The organism is Aureimonas altamirensis, from assembly GCF_023702225.1.
GTDB lineage: Bacteria > Pseudomonadota > Alphaproteobacteria > Rhizobiales > Rhizobiaceae > Aureimonas > Aureimonas altamirensis_B.
Genome location: NZ_JAMQCO010000012.1, coordinates 14342 through 32173, shown reverse-complemented (window position 1 = coordinate 32173; position 17832 = coordinate 14342). Strand labels below are relative to the sequence as shown.

The following is a 17832-nucleotide window of genomic DNA, read 5'->3' as shown; positions in this document are numbered from 1 at the left end:
AAGCCAATAGGAGACAGGACTATGACCTATCATCACCTTGCCACCCGGTTCGGCCGCAATGCTCACCAGATCAGCGGGCGCGAGGCCCTCGACAACGAGGCGCTTTACCGGCACGTCCCGTCGATCTTTGCCGGAGAGGCCCACGACAGCCGGTCCGAGCGTTACGTCTACGTTCCCACCATCGACATCGTGGAAGGGCTGCGCCGGGAAGGATGGTTCCCGTTCTTCGCCGTCCAGTCGGTTCCGCGTGACGGCAGCCGCCACGGCCACGCCAAGCACATGCTGCGCCTGCGCCGGGATGACGGCATCGGCAAGCAGGAGGCGGCGGAAGTTATCATCGTCAATTCGCATGACGGAACCAGCAGCTACCAGATGTTCGCCGGGATGCTGCGTTTCGTCTGCACCAACAGCCTTGTGGCGGGAGAGCGGTTCGAGGACGTTCGCGTTCCCCACAAGGGCAATATCCAGCATGACATTATCGAAGGCGTCTATACCGTCGCCGAGGACTTCCCCCGGCTGATCGACGCCAGCGAGACCATGAAGGAAATCCAGCTTGGTGAAGATGAGCGCCGCTTGCTGGCAGAGGCAAGCCTTATCGCCCGCTATGGCGAGGAAGAAAGCCCCGTCCGTCCAGACCAGATCATTCAGCCGCGCCGCCGCGAGGATGCCGGGCAAAGCCTCTGGATGACCTACAACACCATTCAGGAGAACATGATACGCGGCGGTCTGCACGGACAGCGGCGCAACGCCGAAGGCCGCATCCGGCGCAGCCAGACCCGCCCTATCAACGGCATCGACCAGAACGTGACCCTCAATCGCGCCCTCTGGACGTTGGCCGAGGGAATGCAGCGCCTCAAGGCGAAATGACCGCCAATGCCATAGAGCCGGTTCCCCGGCTCTATGGCATTTCAGGTTCTCAGGTTGCCAAAAATTTTCGCCGATCCGGCGGTGCGGATCGGCGGTGCGGTCATGCCCGCAACACGGCCGACGCTCGCCGGGCTATGCCCAGCTCGCAGAATCACGGAAACATCATTAAGATTTGAGTAACTATAATTGTGCTGGCATTGCGAACAACGAGTCGCATCATCCTGCCTGTTTCCAGTCGCGACAGTTGCTGACACTCTCTATCCGGGCGTTCCTCTTGCTGCCCGGCAAAGAGAGGTGACGCCATGCTCAGCATCGACTGGCGCGCGCCGGCAGCATACAGACACGCCAACAAGATCGTGGCGGCCGGCCTTGCCTGGGAATACCTCCGTCGCCACGGCGGATACCGTGATGACTTCCAGTCGATCACCCGGATCGCACGACCGGATGCCGAGCAGCTGGACTCATTCGTACAGCGCTGGGGTTTGCGATTTCCCGCACGATCCCGATGCGCCTTCTGACAGCCAGCCTCTGTTCTGGTCGCCACGGCTCCAGCCGCAGGCCGTCATCCTGTCACCCGTAGAGAACGAGACCGACGAGACCGAACCCGTCATCTCGCTCGCCCGCCTTGACGGTCTCGACCTGCGCCATGCCGCCGATGGCTGGCACGGCATCTGGCAGGCCAATGGCGTCGCGCATCAATTCTGGCTGCCGAACGCCACACCGGACACGACAACCCTCTATGTCGCCAGAGTGCCCCTCGATGCGTTCATAGACTTGCGCTCGCACGCCGCCCGCCGCTTCTTGCGGTCGGTCGAAGGGCGCTCGCCGGGACCGCCCTTCGGGAAGCTGCCCGGCCAGCTCCGGCAATGGCACATCCTGTCCCTGCGCGCGCTCGACGCCAAACTGCGCGGCGAAAGCTACCGGACAATAGCCGAAGTGCTGCTAGGCTTTCGCGGCACCAAAGAGGACTTCGAGAGCGATCCGCGCAAGAACAAGGCTCGCCGCCTCGTCGCCCACGGCCTTCAGATGATGCACGGCGGCTATCGCCTGCTGCTGCATTATCCGATCAAACGCGGCAAGTCTTGACCGGCTTCTCGCTCATCGTTCGTTCGCTGCCGCCTCTTCCAGAATCAGCTTGTAGCCCGCGCGGGAAAACCATTCAGCACGCGCGAGGTGACTTTCCCAACACCGCCGCGTCCGGGCTTCATCGCCAACCGGATCACGGTGCAGAACGATGTGCGCGACTTCCTTCCAGTCCGCGCCATCCGCCTTGGCGTCCAGAAGGCGCAGATAGGTCACATGGTGCTGTTCATCATAGGGCGTGATGGCGTTTCCCGTGGGCGCGAGATCGTCCACGTCGGGATCGAGATCGATGGGCTTTCGCATCGTCATTCCCCTTCTTCCCGGAAGGGCCTGGCTTGCGGTGCGCCCCCGCAAATGGCCCCTCTGACCTGGTGATCGGGGGGTTAGTAACCGTGACTAGACGGCCCCATGACCTTTAGGCGAGAAGCCCTGGACATGCGCCATGGGCCCCCCGACCATAAGGTTCGAGGTGTGTGGTGCCGTCTCGGTGACACCAACCGCTAGTCAGGGGTTACTAAGCCCCGAAGCAGCGCGTCTGCTCTGCCTGCATTCTTAGCCGAAGCACGCGGCAATGTCGTTGCCTATTCGGCGCGGCAAGCAATGAGTCGCTGAAATCCCTTCGTTTTTTGCCCTTCCGGGGGGTGCCGCCAGCGCATAGGCGCAAATACGGCACGCTACAGGCCGCCGGTCGCTCGCCATCGTTCGCCACAGCCCGCTGTCGCTCCCGACAGCAGCCTGTCTGACGAACCGGAGGTAATCCCCATGGCGAGACGCAACGCGGACCTGCCACCACGCCTATTGCGCACCAAGGAGGCCGCGCGCTTTCTCGGCATTTCCCTGCGCACCCTTGAGAAACATCGGACCTACGGGACCGGCCCCATCTATCGCAAGATCGGCGGCCGCGTCCTCTACGCCGTCCGCGATCTGGAATCGTGGTCCGCTGTCGGAGCCCGTAAATCCACGAGCGACAAGAACGCCGGCACGGTCTTTCCCGCGCGTCCGCTGACGCTCGATGAGCGGGACGAGCTGTAAGATGCTGCGCGACGACGATCATATCCGCGCGCAGTCCGAAGCGGTCAGCGAACGCAGCCACCTCGACCCCTTCGTGGTCGCGACGGGCGATGCGCCGCCGCGCGACCAGCGCGATCTGATGGAGCGGCCGTTCTTCTCGCTGGGCAAGCGGCCGCGCCTGAAACCCATCCTCTACAGGACCGCCGACGTAGAGGTGCACGTCTTGGCCATGCCCGAGCACGGCATGGCGACCATATGGGACGCGGACGTGCTGATTTGGGCCGCGAGCCAGATCGTCGCGGCCGAGAACAGCGGCTTCGCCACGTCGCGCTTCTTCCGCTTTATGCCCTATCAACTCCTGCGCGCTGTCGGCCGATCCACCGGCAACCGGGATTACCTGTTGCTCAAGGCTGCGCTTGCGCGCCTGCAATCGACCGTCATCGCCACCACGATCCGCAACGGCAAGCATTGGCGACGGCGGCAGTTCTCATGGATCAACGAATGGGAAGAGATGACCACGCGCGCCGGGCGTGTCGAGGGCATGGAATTCGTCCTGCCCGAATGGGTCTATCACAGCGTCATAGACCGCTCGCTGGTGCTGACCATCGACCCGGCCTATTTCCGGCTGACCGGCGGCATAGAGCGCTGGCTCTATCGCGTCGCCCGCAAGCACGCCGGCCACCAGCCGGGCGGCTGGGCGTTCGAGATTTCTCATCTCCATCAGAAATCCGGCAGCCTCGCCCGGCCTTCCGACTTCGCGCTCGACCTGCGGCGGATCGTGGCCCGCCAGTCGCTGCCCGGATACCTGCTCCAAACCGAATGGGAAGATGGGCGCGAACTACTGCGCTTCCTCCCCGAAAATCTATCCACAGTGCCTGTGGATAACCATGTGAATCCCATCGGGACATTAGGCGCGCACAGTATCGGGACATTAGGCGCAAATCGCGCGCCGGACTCTATAGAAGAACCTAACAAAGAATCTAACTCTTCTTCTTTGACGCGCGCGCACGCGATCCGTGGTGCCGGTGCCACCCGGCGAGGTGCGCCATGACCGGGCACCCTCAGCGCTGGATGCACGGCCGTCCGCTGACCAACGAGCCGCCCGCCTTCACCACGCTGGTCGAACTGACGTTCCAGAAGCAGAAGATCGAGCACTGGATCAGGTTCGGCCGCAAGAGCTATGAACAGATCCTCGACCGCCGCCGCTCCATCGTCGGCTTCGCGCCGGAGAGCGTCTTCGCCTTCGTCCGCTGGGCGAAAGGCGAGCACGGCACGATCATCTCGCGCATCGACATCGTGCGCGCGGTTCGTCGCGACGAGCCGTTCCAGACGCTGCCCTTCGTGCGCCCCGGCGGCGAAATCCTGTTGCGCCTCGACGGCTGGCCGAAGGTGCAGCGGGCGCTCGCCGTCATCGACGCCGTGGAAGCGCTCGGCCTCGACCCGGCCGACGCCGCGCCGGACTATTGGCGGCATGTCCATAACCGGCTGACCGCCGGATTGGAGCCGCACGCCTACACGCCCGAGCGTCATGCGGCCTGGCTGCATCGCCGGAGGATCGAGCCATGACGCGGTTCGGCTACGTCATGGTGACGTATTTCGCGGCGATGGGCGTCGCCATCGCCGCGTTCATCCCGACGCCCACGAAACTCATCTGGAACGCCACGGCGAGCGCGCCGGTGGGCTTCTACACCGTCGCGCCTGCCGACCGGATCAAGGTACCCGAACTGGTCGCGATCATGCCGCCCGAACCGCTCGCGGCCTTCATGGCCGAGCGCGGCTATGTCGGGCGCGACGTGCCGCTCCTGAAGCGCGTCCTCGGCCTGCCCGGACAGCGGGTTTGCCGCACCGGCCGCACGATCGCGGTCGATGGCGTGGAGATGGGCGAGGCGCTGGAGCACGACAGTCTCGGCCGCGATCTGCCTGTCTGGCAGGGCTGCCGCGTCATCGGCGACCGCGAACTCTTCCTCATGAATTGGGACGTTCGAGACAGCCTGGACGGCCGTTACTTCGGACCCATCCCCGCAGATTCCATGATCGGTCGGGCGCTGCCGCTCTGGACCGATTCCGAGGGCGACGGCCGCTACGAGTGGCGCGCGCCGACGCACTGATTTCGCTTTTCCATCAGCGGGAGCGGTGCTCGCCGATGGCCTTTTCAAACGCCACCGCCAAGGAGACTGACATGCCCCAGATCGGCGAATTCGCGCGCGACGAGACCGGCTTCATCGGACACTTCGGGACGCTCCTCCTGCATCAGGACATCATCATCGTCGCGACGGAACCGTCCGATGCGGAGAACGCACCAGACTATCGCGTTCACCTCTTCGACGGCATGAGCAACGAAACCGGCCCGGAGATCGGCGCGGCGTGGAAACGCACCGGCGAAAAGGCCGGCGAGTATCTCTCCGTGCTGATCGACGACCCTTGCTGGCCGCAGCCGATCCGCGCCAACCTGTTCCGCGACGACGACGCGGGCACGTCATGGTCGCTGCACTGGAACCGTCCGAAACCGCGCGACGAGCGGGCGTGAGTGCAATGCGATCCAGCGCCATGCCCACGCTCAGAAACCTCATCCCGTTGTTCGCGAACAAGCCGGCTCATCCCGTCGTCCCGCTCGGGCGCAGGACGGCCGGCGCGCGCAGCGAAGGTCAGGGGCGGCCATCGGCCGGCGCTCGCGCCTTGCCCTTGACCGCAGCGAGCACGCCGGCAGGCTGGCGGCGTGACGGAGACAAGGCGGCATGGCGTTGGGTCGTTCTCGCAGTGATCGGCGCGCTCTGGCTTGGCGGCGGATCGGGACAAGCGGTCGCACAATCGACGCCCGTTGTTCGTCCCGCCGCCGTCGATCTTCACGCCGATCATATTGCCGAAGCGTCACAGCGCTTCGGTCTTCCCGAGCACTGGATTGCCGCCGTGCTGCGCGCCGAAAGCGCGGGCGACGTGCGCGCCATATCGTCGGCGGGCGCGATGGGGTTGATGCAGGTGATGCCGGACACATGGGCGGGCCTTCGCGTCCGCCATGGTCTCGGCGNCGGTCTTCCCGAGCACTGGATTGCCGCCGTGCTGCGCGCCGAAAGCGCGGGCGACGTGCGCGCCATATCGTCGGCGGGCGCGATGGGGTTGATGCAGGTGATGCCGGACACATGGGCGGGCCTTCGCGTCCGCCATGGTCTCGGCGGCGATCCCTACGACCCGCGCGACAACATCCTCGCAGGCACGGCCTATCTGCGTGCGATGTGGGACCGCTACGGCAATGTCGCGGCGATGCTGGCCGCCTACAATGCCGGTCCCGGCCGCTATGACGAATACCTTTCGGCCGGCCGCACATTGCCTGCCGAGACCCGTGCCTATGTCGCCGCGCTCGCGCCCGTTCTCGTCGGCGCGGCTGCGCCCGATATGCCTTTGCCCGCACCACCGCCGCCGCCGGATTGGCGCGAGGCACCGTTGTTCGCCATGCGCTCGGCCGACGCTCCGGCTGCCGTTGCGTTGCCACCCGAGGCGCAGAGTGGCGGCATGTTCGTGGCCCGCGCGCGCGACGGGAGAACCCCATGAAGACGGCGTTCCCGCGCTTCGCGGCGCGCATTCCGGTGTCCAGTCAGGCAAGGTTTCGCCTGGCTGAAATCCCGGCAGGAAGGGCGGAAAGGGCAGGAAAAGCGGAGGGCAAGATAAAGCAAACCGGCACCATGTCGGGCCGGTTTGGAAAATTGTCGTTGTCTGCACACTGGTTAGCTGGGCCGCGACCGGCACCATGGTTTTCGCCCCGTAGTGCCGGGGTTTCGCGCAAAGCCTTGGCTTTGCTGGGTTTCGACCGGCACTACGGCTCGAAATGGGGTGTTTTCCCGCGATTTTCGTGGGGAGCGCGCCCATGAGCAGCGACGACGAAAACCACTTCCGGCCTAGGCCCGGCCGCATCCGATCCGACGCGCCGCGCGCGGGAAAGACCAAGAGCTTTCTCACGCAAGCCAAGAAGCTCGCCCGACAGCACAGCAACCACCCGTCCAAATCGTCGTCGGCCCGGTCCTCGACGCGGCTGGGGTCCAACTCCGTCACCAAGGGCGGTAGCAGCGCGCGCGCCGCGAAGGGACCGGGTGTCCGGCGCGGGCGTGGCGCGGCCTTCGTTCGTGCCCGCACCTTGTCTGGCGGCTGGCGTCACAGCGCGCCGGGAATGCGCCGCGTCGTCGTCAAGACGCGCTATGTCAAAGACACCGGCCGGAACGGCAGATCGGCCGCCCATCTTCGATATATCCAGCGTGACGGCACGTCGCGAGATGGCGAGCGTGGCCAGCTCTATTCGGCGACCGAGGACCGCACAGATGGCGACGCCTTCGTTGAGCGCGGCAAGGAAGATCGGCATCAGTTCCGGTTCATCGTCTCGCCGGAGGATGGCGCGGACCTCACAGACCTCACGGCGCATACCCGCGACCTGATGAGCCAGATCGAAGCCGACCTTGGCACGAAGCTCGATTGGGTCGCGGTCAACCACCACAACACCGGCCATCCCCATGTGCATGTCATCGTCCGGGGCAAGGACGAGTTGGGCGAGAACCTTGTCATCAACGGCGACTATCTCGCCAACGGCATCCGCGAGCGGGCGTGCGAGCTGACCACGCTGGAGCTTGGTCCCGTTACCGAGATCGAGCAGAGCCGCAAGCTGTCGGCCGAGATCGACCAGGACCGTTTCACCCGTATCGACCGGGCGATGACCGAGGAAGCCGACGACCGATTCCTCGACCTGCGCCATGAGCCGGATGAACCACGCCGCCAGCTCAATCGCACGCTGCGCCTGCGCCGTCTCGCCAAGCTGGACAAGATGGGGCTGGCGACCGAGCACGCGCCGGGCGTTTGGGAGTTGAGTGAGCGGATGGAGCCGACCTTGCGCGACCTGGGCGAGCGCGGCGACATCATCCGCACCATGCACAAGGCGCTGAAGGCCGATGGCCTGGAGCGCGATCCGCTCACCTTCCAAATCCACGATGGGCCGCCCGAGACGCCTATCGTCGGCCGCGTCGTCGATAAGTATCTGTCCGACGAGATGGGCGAGAACCTGGCCGTCGTGGTGGACGCGATCGACGGCCGGACGCACCATGTCGCCGGCATCGACCCGGCCCGCGTCGAGGATGCGCGCATCGGCAGCGTGATCGAGATCGGCCCGGCCTATACAACGCAACGACCCTCCGACCGCACCATTGCCGCCGTCGCCGAGGATGGCGTCTATCGGCCGAGCCGCCATCTGGAACAAGCGAAGTTCGAGGGACGCATTCCGGGCGGCGACTATGAAGGCTATGTCGATGCCCATGTGCGCCGGCTGGAGGCATTGCGCCGCGCCGGGATAGCGGAGCGGATCGACGCCGACCAATGGCGTATCCCCGACGACTTCGAGAGCCGCGCCGCCGACTACGATGCCGGCCGCAACCGGCAGGCCAGCGTTCGCGTCCTGTCGGTGCTCGACCTTGAAAAGCAGATCGGCGCGGACGGTGCGACCTGGCTCGACCGGCGGCTGGTTTCGCCAGAGGCATCGGATCTTGTTCCATCCGGTTTCGGCCAGCATGTGCGCGAGGCCCTGGACCAACGGCGCGAGCATCATGTCGAGCACGGCGATGCCTCGCGCCGGCAGGATGGCCGAATCTTCTACCGGCGCAATCTTCTCGCCACTCTACGCGAGCGCGAGGTTGCCAGCGTCGGCGCGGAGATCGCCGCGAGCAAGGCGCTGCCGTTCCGGGCTGCCACGGACGGCGAAACCGTCAGTGGCAAGTTCACCGGCACCGTGCAGCTAACCAGCGGCAAGTTCGCCATCGTCGAGAAGGCGCACGAGTTCACCCTTGTCCCTTGGCGGCCGGTCATCGACCGGCAGCTCGGCCGCGAGGTTGCGGGCGTCGTGCAAGGCGGATCGGTGTCGTGGCAGGTGGGGCGGCAGCGAGGATTGAGCCTTTAGCTATCCGGGCGAAGCCGGGATGAAGTTCTCCCCCATGAAATCCACGAAGGCGCGGAGCTTGGGGGAGAGATGCCGGCTGGAGGGCCAGAGGATGCGGAACGTGACGGAGTGCCTGATCTTGTCATCAAGCACGCTGACCAGCGATCCCTTGCCGAGTTGGTCGCGAATAGCAAAGTCCGGCAGGCAGACGAGACCGAGCCCCTGTTCGGACAGATAGATCAGCGGCTCGATGGCGCTGGCGACGGCGGCCGTGGGAATGTCGGCGGATGCGGGGCTGCCTTTGCCGTGTAGTGGCCAGTCCTCGATCTTGCCGGTGCTCGGATAGAGGTGGCGCAGGCCGCGATGGGCCGACAGATCGGCCGGCGTCTCCGGTATGCCATGCTCGGCGAAATAGGCCGGCGAGCCGACCAGCTTGTAGCGGAACGTGCCGAGCGTGCGCGTCATCAGCCGGGAGTCGCTGACCTCGCCCGTTCGCACCACGGCATCGAAGCCTTCCTCGATCACATCCACCAGCCGGTCGCTGAAATCCAGATCGAGTTCGATTTCGGGCCACGCCCGCATGAAGGCGGCGAGCGTCGGCATCATCAGCATACCGACCAGCGGCAGGCTCACCCGCAGCTTGCCACGCGGTGCGCCACGGGTCTGCGACAGCTCCAGCTCGGCCGCCTCGATCTCGCAGAAGATGCGCCGGCAGCGTTCGAGGAACAGTGCGCCCTCCGGCGTGAGCGTGACGGTGCGTGTCGAGCGGTGGAAGAGACGCACGCCGAGTCGTTCTTCCAGCCGCGCCACCGCCTTGCTGATCGCCGATGACGACACGCCGAGCTTCTGCCCAGCGGCGGTGAAGCTGCGCGTCTCCGCTGCGTGGACGAAGGCGTTGAGCGATCCGAGGCTGTCCATCGGCACAATTCCATTGCTGACAGTTTCGTCAGGAGTATTTGGAACTGTAGCCCGGTTCTCCATAAACGGAAACAGCTCTAGCTTTCGGACAATGCCGTCATCGGCGGATTGCGCCGGCCTTTCCAGATCGCCTCATCCGCCAGCGGCTTTTCAGACAAGGCTCAGGCGGACCAATGACTACGACGACGACGACCGAAACCACTTCCACTGAACAGGGCGAGCGGCTTCCTCTAGCTGCGCTGCTGGCGCTCGCGATGGCGGCGTTCATCACCATCCTGACCGAAGCCCTGCCGGCGGGGCTCCTGCCGCAGATGGCCGAAAGCCTCACGGTTTCCGAGGCGCTGGTCGGCCAGCTCGTCACCATCTACGCGGTCGGCTCGCTCGTCGCGGCTATTCCGCTGACGACCGCGACGCAGGGGTGGCGGCGGCGACCGCTGCTGCTGATCGCCATCGGCGGCTTCGCCATCGTCAACACGGTGACGGCGATTTCCGATAACTACATTGTCACGCTAGTCGCGCGCTTCTTCGCGGGCGTATTCGCGGGGCTGCTTTGGGCGCTCGTCGCCGGCTATGCCGCGCGGATGGTGCCCGAGCACTTGAAGGGCCGCGCCATCACCATCGCCATGGTCGGAACGCCTCTGGCACTTTCGCTCGGCATTCCGGCCGGCACCTTCCTCGGCGCGACCTTCGGCTGGCGCGTCACCTTCGGCCTCATGAGCGTGCTGACCGTGCTGCTCATCTTTTGGGTGCTGGCCACGGTGCCGGACTTCCCCGGTCAGGCACGTGGAAAGGGTTTTGCGCTTCGCGCGGTCTTCACCCTGCCAGGCATCCGGCCGGTGCTGTTCGTCACGCTCGCCTATGTGCTCGCCCACAACATTCTCTACACCTACATCGCGCCTTTCCTCGTTCCGGCCGGCATTGCCGAGCGGATCGACGGGGTGCTGCTGGTCTTCGGTATCGCGGCGCTTCTCGCCATCTGGATCGTCGGCGTGCTGATCGACCGATGGCTCCGGGAACTGGTGCTGGCGAGCACGGCGCTGTTCGGCTTCTCCGCGCTGGCGCTCGGCATCGCCGGCACGGTGCCCGTCGTCGTCTATGCGTCCGTTGCCATATGGGGGCTCGCCTTCGGCGGTGCGGCCACGCTGTTCCAGACCGCCTCTGCCAAGACAGCGGGCGAAGCCACCGATGTAGCGCAATCCATGATCGTCACCGTCTGGAACATCGCCATCGCGGGCGGCGGAATCGTCGGTGGCGTACTGCTCGAAACATTCGGCGTCGCCGCCTTCCCGTGGAGCGTGCTGGTGCTGCTGATCGCCGCGCTTGCCGTGGCTTGGGCGGCTCACTCGCATGGCTTCGTCAGGAGTCGCCATGCAAAGACGCCTTGAAATAAACGATCATGCGCAGATGCCGATGCTCATCCACGATCAGCGTCTCGTGGGCAAAGTCCCGGCGCGAGCCGTCCGGGCTGAGGACCGCTCCGATGCCTCTGGCATAGCTGTCCATATCCGGTTGCTCGAACCCGCGCCGAAAAACGGGAGACAGTTTCTTCAACTCGTCGATCAGCGCGAGCATGGCCGGATCGTCCGGTGCCGTGGCAAGGTCCGCGCGGAACTGCGCAAGCAGTTTCAGGGCATCGTCCTGCCATGCCGGCAGGCGATGGCGCATGTCAGGATCGGCGAACACCATCCGCATGACATTGCGATCCGCCTGCTCGCGTCCGGAAAAGCCGAACAGATCGTCGGCCGTCGCATTCCACGCGATCACGTCCCAGCGCAGGTTGAGCACATAGGCGGGACGAGCAGTGAGATCGTCCAGCATCTGCTGGATCAGGGGGCTCACGGACGGCCACTGATAGGCTTCCGGCGGCGGCGGACGGCGGTGGGTCAGCAGAAAAAGGCGACTGCACTCCGCATCGTCCAGCCGGAGCGCCTTCGCCACCTTGAGCAGAAAGCTCTCCGAGACCTGAACGTCGCGACCCTGCTCGAACCACGTATACCAGGTGAGGCCGACGCCGGCGAGCTGGGCCACTTCCTCACGACGCAAGCCCGGCGTGCGACGGCCGCCGGTCGTCGGCAACCCGACATCGGCCGGCGTGAGCTTCGCTCTATGCCGGATCAGGAAGTCGGAAAGATCGCTTCGCGTGCGTGCGAGGGTTCGGGCGGGCAAGGTATTACTCTTTGTAACAGGATAATTACTAACATTGTAACGGTTAGCATTCTGCCTCGATTATCCGCCTTCGACAAGGAGGCAGTCATGACGTCCCGAGAAATGGAACTCTCCGAACCCCACGCGATAGCCGAGGCCGGATCGCAATCGCCGGCCAAAGCAGGTTTGCGCGAATGGCTCGGACTGGCGCTGCTATCCCTTCCAACGATCCTGTTGGGGATGGATTTGACGCTGTTACACCTGACCTTGCCGGCGCTCGCGCTCGATTTGCAGCCAACCAGTACGCAGGCGCTCTGGATCATGGATGCCTATGGCTTCCTGATCGCGGGTTTTCTCATCACGATGGGCACGCTGGGCGACCGCATCGGCCGTCGGAAGTTGTTGCTTGTTGGCGCGGTCGCTTTTGCCTCTGCCTCGGTGGTCGTAGCCTTTTCAACCAGTGCGAACATGCTGATCGCGGCGCGGGCCGCTCTTGGCGTAGCAGGTGCCACGTTGATGCCCTCGACGTTGGCACTTATCAGCAATTTGTTTGCCGTTCCGCGTCAGCGCGCACTTGCCATAGGCCTTTACGTCGCGATGTGGGGGATTGGTTATGCATTAGGGCCAGTCGTGGGTGGCCTGATGATAGAGTGGTTTTGGTGGGGGGCCGGGTTCCTTATCGCGGTGCCCGTCGTAATCGTGCTGCTGATACTCGCCCCGTTTCTGTTGCCCGAATACCGCGCGCCAAACAGCGGAAGGCTGGACCTGTTCAGCGTCGCGCTCTCGCTCGCCTCCATGCTGCCCTTCGTCTATGGCATCAAGCAGATCGCCGGATCAGGCGTCGCTCTCGATGCCGTTATCGCCATCTTGGCTGGAATGCTCTTTGGCTGGATGTTTGTCAGGCGGCAACGTCGGTTGGTCGATCCTCTTCTCGATTTGAGCTTGTTTGCTGATCGGGCCTTCTCGGTAGCGCTGATCGTGCTGCTGTTTGGCTTGGTGGCGGTAGGCGGCACGATGTTGTTGGTCACACAGTATCTACAGTTGGTGGCAGGTTACACGCCTTTGGTCGCAGGCCTGTGGATGGGCTTGGCGGCGCTGGCGATGATTGTCGGCGGCACCGGTGCGTCTTTCGTTGCTCGCGTGATACGGCCCGGCTTTGTGGTTGCCGGTTCGCTGGCGCTGTCGGTAGTGGGCTACCTGATGCTGACGCAATTGGGTTATGGCACCGCCGGCGTGACGTTGGCGGTCGCTGCTCTGGCACTAGCCTTCTTAGGCAATGGCACTATCGCCGCCGTGGGAACCGACTTGGTGATCGCGGCCGCTCCAGCAGAGAAGGCAGGCTCTGCCTCTGCGATGACGGAGGTGATGCAGGACCTAGGGGTTTCTCTGGGCATTGTTCTGTTAGGGAGCATCGCCAGTGCGATCTATCACCGCGCGATAGCGGATAATTTGCCAGATGATCTTGAGACCACTGTGCGGCAAGCCGTCAGCGACAGCTTGTGGGCAGCATCGTCCATTACATCGGAGTTGCCGGCGGGCTTGATTGAACAAGCGCAGGCGGCATTCATCACAGGACTTCAAGGTGCAGCCGTCTTCAGCGCGCTCAGCGTGGCGATCCTCGCCCTTATGGCGGCGATAACGCTGCGGCACGTTGGACGAACCGGGCGGTCGTCCGACTGAATAGCTCATGGGCGGCGGGATCATGCGCACCAAATATGCCGGGACTACTCTGCAATCGTCAGGCGCGATGGCGTTCAAATTCGGTAATGGCGTGCTCGGCCATCGCTTGCTGCCCGGTCATATCATGACCGGAGGTGGCTAAGCACTATGCGGCGGCGGTTACGAAAGACAGCCGATACGGACGTATCCTCCCCGCTGGTTCGCGGCCGCTTCCCCATGGCGGCGCTGATCCAGACGCTTGCCGTCGCCGAATACAGGAACATTCGCCATGCCGCGACCGCGCTCGGTCTCAATCAGGCAGGCGTCAGCGCTCGGGTTAGGACACTGGAGCAAGACCTTGGCGTCCGCCTGTTCGAGCGTCATGCGCGCGGCGTCACGCTGACCGAGGCCGGAGAGCATTTCGTGGATGGTATTGCCGCCGGGCTCGACCAGATCGACCATACCTTGAGGACCATCGGGGCGATGGCGCGTGGGGAGAGTGGCCGGCTGCGCATCGGCGTCCATGCACTGATCCCCGGCAGCGTCCTAGCCGATCTTGTCGATCGTTATCGGAAACAGCATCCAAGTATCCACGTAGTGATTGCCGAAGGCACGGCGCGCGAGAGCGTCACGCAACTTCGCGCTGGCGAACTCGATCTAACCTTTGTGGCGGGCTCGCCGGAACGGGACTGTCAGGAATTCCGTGTGTGGGCGGGCGGATGAACATTATGCGGCCATTGCCCGTGTGAAGCGCTCGCCGAAGATGACGGCGAACTGGGCTTTGGCCATGCACCACTCACGAGGCGCCATTTTCCACTCTTTCTCAGTCCGGTTCAAGACCAGGAACAGGAGCTTCATCGCCGCCTCGTCGGTCGGGAAGTGGCCCCTGGCGCGCACGGCGCGGCGCAGCTTGGAGTTCAGCGCCTCGATCGCATTTGTCGTGTAGAGGATTTTGCGGATGTCGGCAGGGAAAGCATAGAACGGGACGACTTCGCTCCAGGCGCGCCGCCAGCTCTGGCCGATGGCCGCGTATTTGCGGCCCCATTCTCCCTCCTCGAACGCCGTCAGCGCGACCTCGGCCGCCGAGGCGTCGATGGCCCGGTAAATATCCTTCAGCGCGGCGGCGACGGGCTTTCTGTCCTTGTAGGACGTGAAGTCGAGGCTGTGGCGCAGGAGATGGACGATGCAGGTCTGGACCGTCGCTTCAGGGAACACGGCATGGATCGCCTCGGGAAAGCCCTTCAGGCCATCGACGACGGCCAAGAGGACGTCCTCGACGCCGCGGTTCTTCATCTCGGTCATGACCCGGAGCCAGAACTTGGCGCCCTCGTTCTGCTCGAGCCAGAGGCCGAGAATCTCTTTGGTGCCGTCGGCCCTCACGCCGAGCGCGACGTGGACGGCCTTGTTGCGCACGAAGCCCTCGTCCCGGATCTTCACCCGCAGGGCATCGAAGAACACGATGGGGTAGATCGCCTCCAGCGGACGAGCCTGCCAGGTTGCGATCTCCTCGAGAACCGCGTCCGTGACGGCGCTGACCAGATCCGGCGAAACGTCGATGCCGTAGAGCTCGCGCAGATGCCCGGCGATCTCACGAGTGCTCATGCCACGGGCGTACATGGAGATAATTTTGTCGTCGAAGCCCGGAAACCGGCGCTGATACTTGGCGATGAGCTGCGGGTCGAAGCTCGATTGCCGATCGCGAGGCACGTCCAGCTCGATCCGTCCCGTGTCAGTCGTCACCGTCTTGCGGCCATAGCCGTTGCGGGCGTTCCCGGCGCCGTCATCGCCGCCGAGATGATGGTCCATCTCCGCGTTCAGCGCTCGCTCGGCCAGCGCCTTCTTCAAGCCCTCGATCAATCCGTTTGGATCAAAGGCCGTCTTCGGATCGGCGCCAGCCAGAAGCTGATCAAGCAGCGCATCGGGTATCGTCGGTTCTTTGCGTCGAGCCATGGGAGATCTCCTTCCTTCCCACTATGCCTGCCCACACACGGAATTCCTGACAGTCCCGCCGGAACTGCCCGATTGCCACTCGCGACGGATATGGGGCGAACAGCTTCTGGCCGTTCTTCCGGTCAGCCATCCACTCGCAGGCCGCTCGAACGTCATCTGGGCCGATCTGGCAGGCGAGACCTTCCTTGTCCGTCATGGCGGCACCGGCCCGCAGGTTTACGACCATGTCACGCTGCGTCTCGCCGGACGCTTGCCGCCGCCCGCCATCCAGCGCTTTGGGGTGGAGAGAATCACGCTGCTGTCGATGGTCGCCCAAAACTATGGCGTCACCATCGCCGGCGAGGCGACGGCGAAGCGCAGCGTGCCTTGCAGCAGATGCCAGAGCACCACGCCCTTCCACTTGCCGCCGATCAGCGCAAGCGTTGCTTCCACCGGACAGCCCGGACTGCAATCGAAACGCTCATGACGCGGTCGGGCATCGGACAGTATCCTTTTCGATACTATGTGCAATTTATGTGCATTCTTGCGAAGAATACGCCGGAGCGTCACCTGTAGCCAGACACGAAGTTCTAACTCGAACCGGAGACTCCAATGCGCGCCATCGGCTACAAGACCCCGCTTCCCATCGCAGACGACAATTCGCTGGTCGATATAGACTTGCCGCGCCCCACGCCCTCCGGTCGCGACCTGCTCGTGGAGATCAAGGCCATCTCGGTCAATCCCGTCGATACCAAGGTCCGCGCCAGCGCACACCCGGACGGGGATGACTGGAAAGTGCTGGGCTGGGATGCCGCCGGCGTCGTGGTCGAGACCGGCCCGGAGGTGAGTTTGTTCAAGCCCGGCGACGAGGTGTTCTACGCCGGTGCGCTCACGCTGCCTGGCACCAATGCCGAGTTTCATCTGGCGGATGAACGCATCGTTGGCCGCAAGCCGAAGACGCTCGGGTGGGCGGAATCGGCCGCGCTGCCGCTGACCGCGATCACGGCATGGGAGACCCTGTTCGACCGACTGGACGTGAAAGGCCGCACCGTTCCCGGTGCCGCGCCGGCCATCCTCATCATTGGTGGTGCCGGCGGCGTCGGCTCAATCGCCATCCAGCTTGCCCGCAAGCTGACCGACCTGACCGTCATCGCCACGGCGTCACGGCCCGAGACGAAAGCATGGGCGACCGATCTTGGCGCGCATCATGTCGTGGATCATTCCAAGCCTCTGGCCCAAGAAATTGCCACCCTCGGCATCGGTGCGCCCGCCTTCGTGTTTTCGACCACCAACACCGAGCAGCATCTTGCCGAAATCGTGGAGTTGATCGCGCCGCAGGGCCGTTTCGCGCTGATCGACGATCCGGCCGCCCTCGACATCAATCCCTTCAAGGGCAAGAGCGTGTCGGCGCATTGGGAGTTCATGTTCACGCGCTCGATGTTCGGCACCGCCGACATCGCGGAACAGGGTGCGCTTCTCAACGGGGTATCGCGTCTGGTCGATGACGGTACGATCCGCACGACGCTCGCCGAAAACTTCGGGCCGATCAACGCGACGAATCTCAAGCGCGCCCACGCCCTGATCGAAAGCGGCAAGGTCAGGGGCAAGATTGCGCTGGAAGGATTCGACGCCTGATCAGCGCTTAGCCTGAATAGGCCGATCGTTCAGCACGTCCATCGCGGTCTCGACGATACTGCGAAGATCGTCGCGTGTTGCTCCGTCCTGCGCCTGTAGCGAAAGCCCCTGCATGACGGTGGCGAAATAGCTCGCGAGGCGTCCAGCGTCGGTCCCGGCGAGCAAGTCGCCTTCGGCCACGCCGCGCTCCAGCCGTTCGCGGATGAGCAGGAGGGTTGTGCGGCGCAGGTCGCGCATGTGGTTGCGCAAGCCGGCGTTCTGGCTCTGGCAATTAACCAGCCCGAGGCTGACCATGCAGCCACCAGAAGACGGACTGGCGAGCGCGATCTCCGCGCTCGCCAAGAGCATGGCCTCGATGGCATCCCGCGCGTTCGCCCTCTCGGCGAGCGCCCTCATGCTGCCTGCGCCGACCGTGGAGAGATAGAGATCGACCGCCTCGCGGAAGATTGCCTCCTTGGAGTTGAAGGCGGCGTAGAAGCTCGGCGGATTGATGCCGATGGCCGCCATCAGCTCGGAAAGCTGCGTCCCCTCATAGCCCTTCGCCCAAAACACCTCCATGGCGCTCGTAAGCGCGGCGTCCCTATCGAAGCTGCGGGGGCGACCACGAGCCATGCGGATTCCTTTCTGTATTTTGTACTACATAATTCTTGACATGCCACGTTGCGGCGGCTCTTTATGTA

21 protein-coding genes are annotated in these 17832 nt (G+C 64.2%); 16 read left to right on the top strand and 5 right to left on the bottom strand.

Annotation, left to right across the window (positions count from 1 at the left end; translation table 11 throughout):
* The first annotated feature begins 21 nt into the window (after nt 1-21).
* The 3 genes from NDN16_RS17875 to NDN16_RS17865 all read left to right on the top strand — a co-directional run bounded on the left by NDN16_RS17875 (nt 22) and on the right by NDN16_RS17865 (nt 1953).
* Nucleotides 22-867, top strand: coding sequence for a DUF932 domain-containing protein (locus NDN16_RS17875; protein ID WP_251114813.1), 846 nt, complete (start codon nt 22-24; stop codon nt 865-867).
* 302 nt (nt 868-1169) lie between these two features.
* Nucleotides 1170-1385 carry a transcriptional regulator domain-containing protein gene (locus NDN16_RS17870; RefSeq protein WP_251114812.1) on the top strand — a complete coding sequence of 72 codons (216 nt, stop codon included), beginning with the start codon at nt 1170-1172 and terminating at the stop codon, nt 1383-1385.
* Nucleotides 1312-1953: a DUF2285 domain-containing protein gene (locus NDN16_RS17865; RefSeq protein WP_353050231.1), complete on the top strand. Its 642-nt coding sequence runs from the start codon at nt 1312-1314 to the stop codon at nt 1951-1953. Before NDN16_RS17870 ends, NDN16_RS17865 begins: the two co-directional genes overlap by 74 nt.
* Nucleotides 1954-1965: 12 nt before the next feature.
* On the opposite strand, the gene NDN16_RS17860 is transcribed toward NDN16_RS17865, so the two are convergent.
* Entirely contained in the window at nt 1966-2253 is a 288-nt protein-coding gene (locus NDN16_RS17860) for a DNA -binding domain-containing protein (protein ID WP_251114888.1), read from the bottom strand.
* A gap of 459 nt (nt 2254-2712) precedes the next feature.
* Between NDN16_RS17860 and NDN16_RS17855 the strand changes: the two genes are divergently transcribed.
* From NDN16_RS17855 to NDN16_RS21145, 8 genes are all read left to right on the top strand, one after another.
* Nucleotides 2713-2982, top strand: a complete 270-nt coding sequence (locus tag NDN16_RS17855) for a helix-turn-helix transcriptional regulator (RefSeq protein ID WP_251114811.1) — start codon at nt 2713-2715, stop codon at nt 2980-2982.
* Between the two features lies 1 nt (nt 2983).
* Nucleotides 2984-4012, top strand: a complete 1029-nt coding sequence (locus NDN16_RS17850) for a replication initiator protein A (protein WP_251114810.1) — start codon at nt 2984-2986, stop codon at nt 4010-4012.
* Entirely contained in the window at nt 4009-4527 is a 519-nt protein-coding gene (locus NDN16_RS17845; protein WP_251114809.1) for a DUF2840 domain-containing protein, read from the top strand. Before NDN16_RS17850 ends, NDN16_RS17845 begins: the two co-directional genes overlap by 4 nt.
* Complete coding sequence (locus NDN16_RS17840; protein WP_251114808.1) at nt 4524-5069, top strand: S26 family signal peptidase; 546 nt, start codon at nt 4524-4526, stop codon at nt 5067-5069. The genes NDN16_RS17845 and NDN16_RS17840 overlap by 4 nt, the downstream gene beginning before the upstream one ends.
* A gap of 71 nt (nt 5070-5140) precedes the next feature.
* Nucleotides 5141-5488 (top strand): DUF736 domain-containing protein, encoded by a 348-nt coding sequence (locus NDN16_RS17835; RefSeq protein ID WP_251114887.1) that lies wholly within the window; start codon nt 5141-5143, stop codon nt 5486-5488.
* A gap of 329 nt (nt 5489-5817) precedes the next feature.
* Nucleotides 5818-6507, top strand: coding sequence for a transglycosylase SLT domain-containing protein (locus NDN16_RS17830; protein ID WP_435301127.1), 690 nt, complete (start codon nt 5818-5820; stop codon nt 6505-6507).
* Nucleotides 6504-6824: a hypothetical protein gene (locus NDN16_RS17825; RefSeq protein WP_251114807.1), complete on the top strand. Its 321-nt coding sequence runs from the start codon at nt 6504-6506 to the stop codon at nt 6822-6824. The genes NDN16_RS17830 and NDN16_RS17825 overlap by 4 nt, the downstream gene beginning before the upstream one ends.
* Nucleotides 6782-8887, top strand: a complete 2106-nt coding sequence (locus NDN16_RS21145) for a relaxase/mobilization nuclease domain-containing protein (RefSeq protein ID WP_353050230.1) — start codon at nt 6782-6784, stop codon at nt 8885-8887. The genes NDN16_RS17825 and NDN16_RS21145 overlap by 43 nt, the downstream gene beginning before the upstream one ends.
* Here NDN16_RS21145 and NDN16_RS17815 read toward each other — a convergent pair whose 3' ends face one another.
* Nucleotides 8888-9784, bottom strand: coding sequence for a LysR family transcriptional regulator (locus tag NDN16_RS17815; RefSeq protein ID WP_251114806.1), 897 nt, complete (start codon nt 9782-9784; stop codon nt 8888-8890).
* Between the two features lie 173 nt (nt 9785-9957).
* On the opposite strand from NDN16_RS17815, the gene NDN16_RS17810 reads away from it, so the two are divergent.
* Nucleotides 9958-11169 (top strand): MFS transporter, encoded by a 1212-nt coding sequence (locus NDN16_RS17810; RefSeq protein ID WP_251114805.1) that lies wholly within the window; start codon nt 9958-9960, stop codon nt 11167-11169.
* Here the strand turns inward: NDN16_RS17810 and NDN16_RS17805 are convergent.
* Nucleotides 11141-11950, bottom strand: a complete 810-nt coding sequence (locus NDN16_RS17805; RefSeq protein WP_251114804.1) for a helix-turn-helix transcriptional regulator — start codon at nt 11948-11950, stop codon at nt 11141-11143. The two genes, NDN16_RS17810 and NDN16_RS17805, sit on opposite strands and share 29 nt — an antisense overlap.
* An 87-nt stretch (nt 11951-12037) precedes the next feature.
* On the opposite strand from NDN16_RS17805, the gene NDN16_RS17800 reads away from it, so the two are divergent.
* Together NDN16_RS17800 and NDN16_RS17795 are read left to right on the top strand one after the other, a co-directional pair.
* Nucleotides 12038-13609: an MFS transporter gene (locus tag NDN16_RS17800; protein WP_251114803.1), complete on the top strand. Its 1572-nt coding sequence runs from the start codon at nt 12038-12040 to the stop codon at nt 13607-13609.
* A 216-nt stretch (nt 13610-13825) separates the two neighbouring features.
* On the top strand, nt 13826-14311 hold the full coding sequence (locus NDN16_RS17795) for a LysR family transcriptional regulator (protein ID WP_251114802.1): 486 nt from the start codon (nt 13826-13828) through the stop codon (nt 14309-14311).
* Nucleotides 14312-14314: 3 nt separating this feature from the next.
* Here the strand turns inward: NDN16_RS17795 and NDN16_RS17790 are convergent, their stop codons facing one another.
* Nucleotides 14315-15538, bottom strand: a complete 1224-nt coding sequence (locus NDN16_RS17790) for an IS256 family transposase (RefSeq protein ID WP_251114801.1) — start codon at nt 15536-15538, stop codon at nt 14315-14317.
* On the opposite strand from NDN16_RS17790, the gene NDN16_RS17785 reads away from it, so the two are divergent.
* Together NDN16_RS17785 and NDN16_RS17775 are read left to right on the top strand one after the other, a co-directional pair.
* Entirely contained in the window at nt 15537-16004 is a 468-nt protein-coding gene (locus NDN16_RS17785; protein ID WP_435301123.1) for a LysR substrate-binding domain-containing protein, read from the top strand. The genes NDN16_RS17790 and NDN16_RS17785 overlap by 2 nt on opposite strands.
* Before the next feature lie 125 nt (nt 16005-16129).
* A complete protein-coding gene (locus NDN16_RS17775; RefSeq protein WP_251114800.1) occupies nt 16130-17152 on the top strand; it encodes a zinc-binding alcohol dehydrogenase family protein in 1023 nt (340 codons plus the stop codon).
* Here NDN16_RS17775 and NDN16_RS17770 read toward each other — a convergent pair whose 3' ends face one another.
* Nucleotides 17153-17764 (bottom strand): TetR/AcrR family transcriptional regulator, encoded by a 612-nt coding sequence (locus NDN16_RS17770; RefSeq protein ID WP_251114799.1) that lies wholly within the window; start codon nt 17762-17764, stop codon nt 17153-17155. It abuts the gene before it with no gap.
* Nucleotides 17765-17832: the final 68 nt, after the last annotated feature.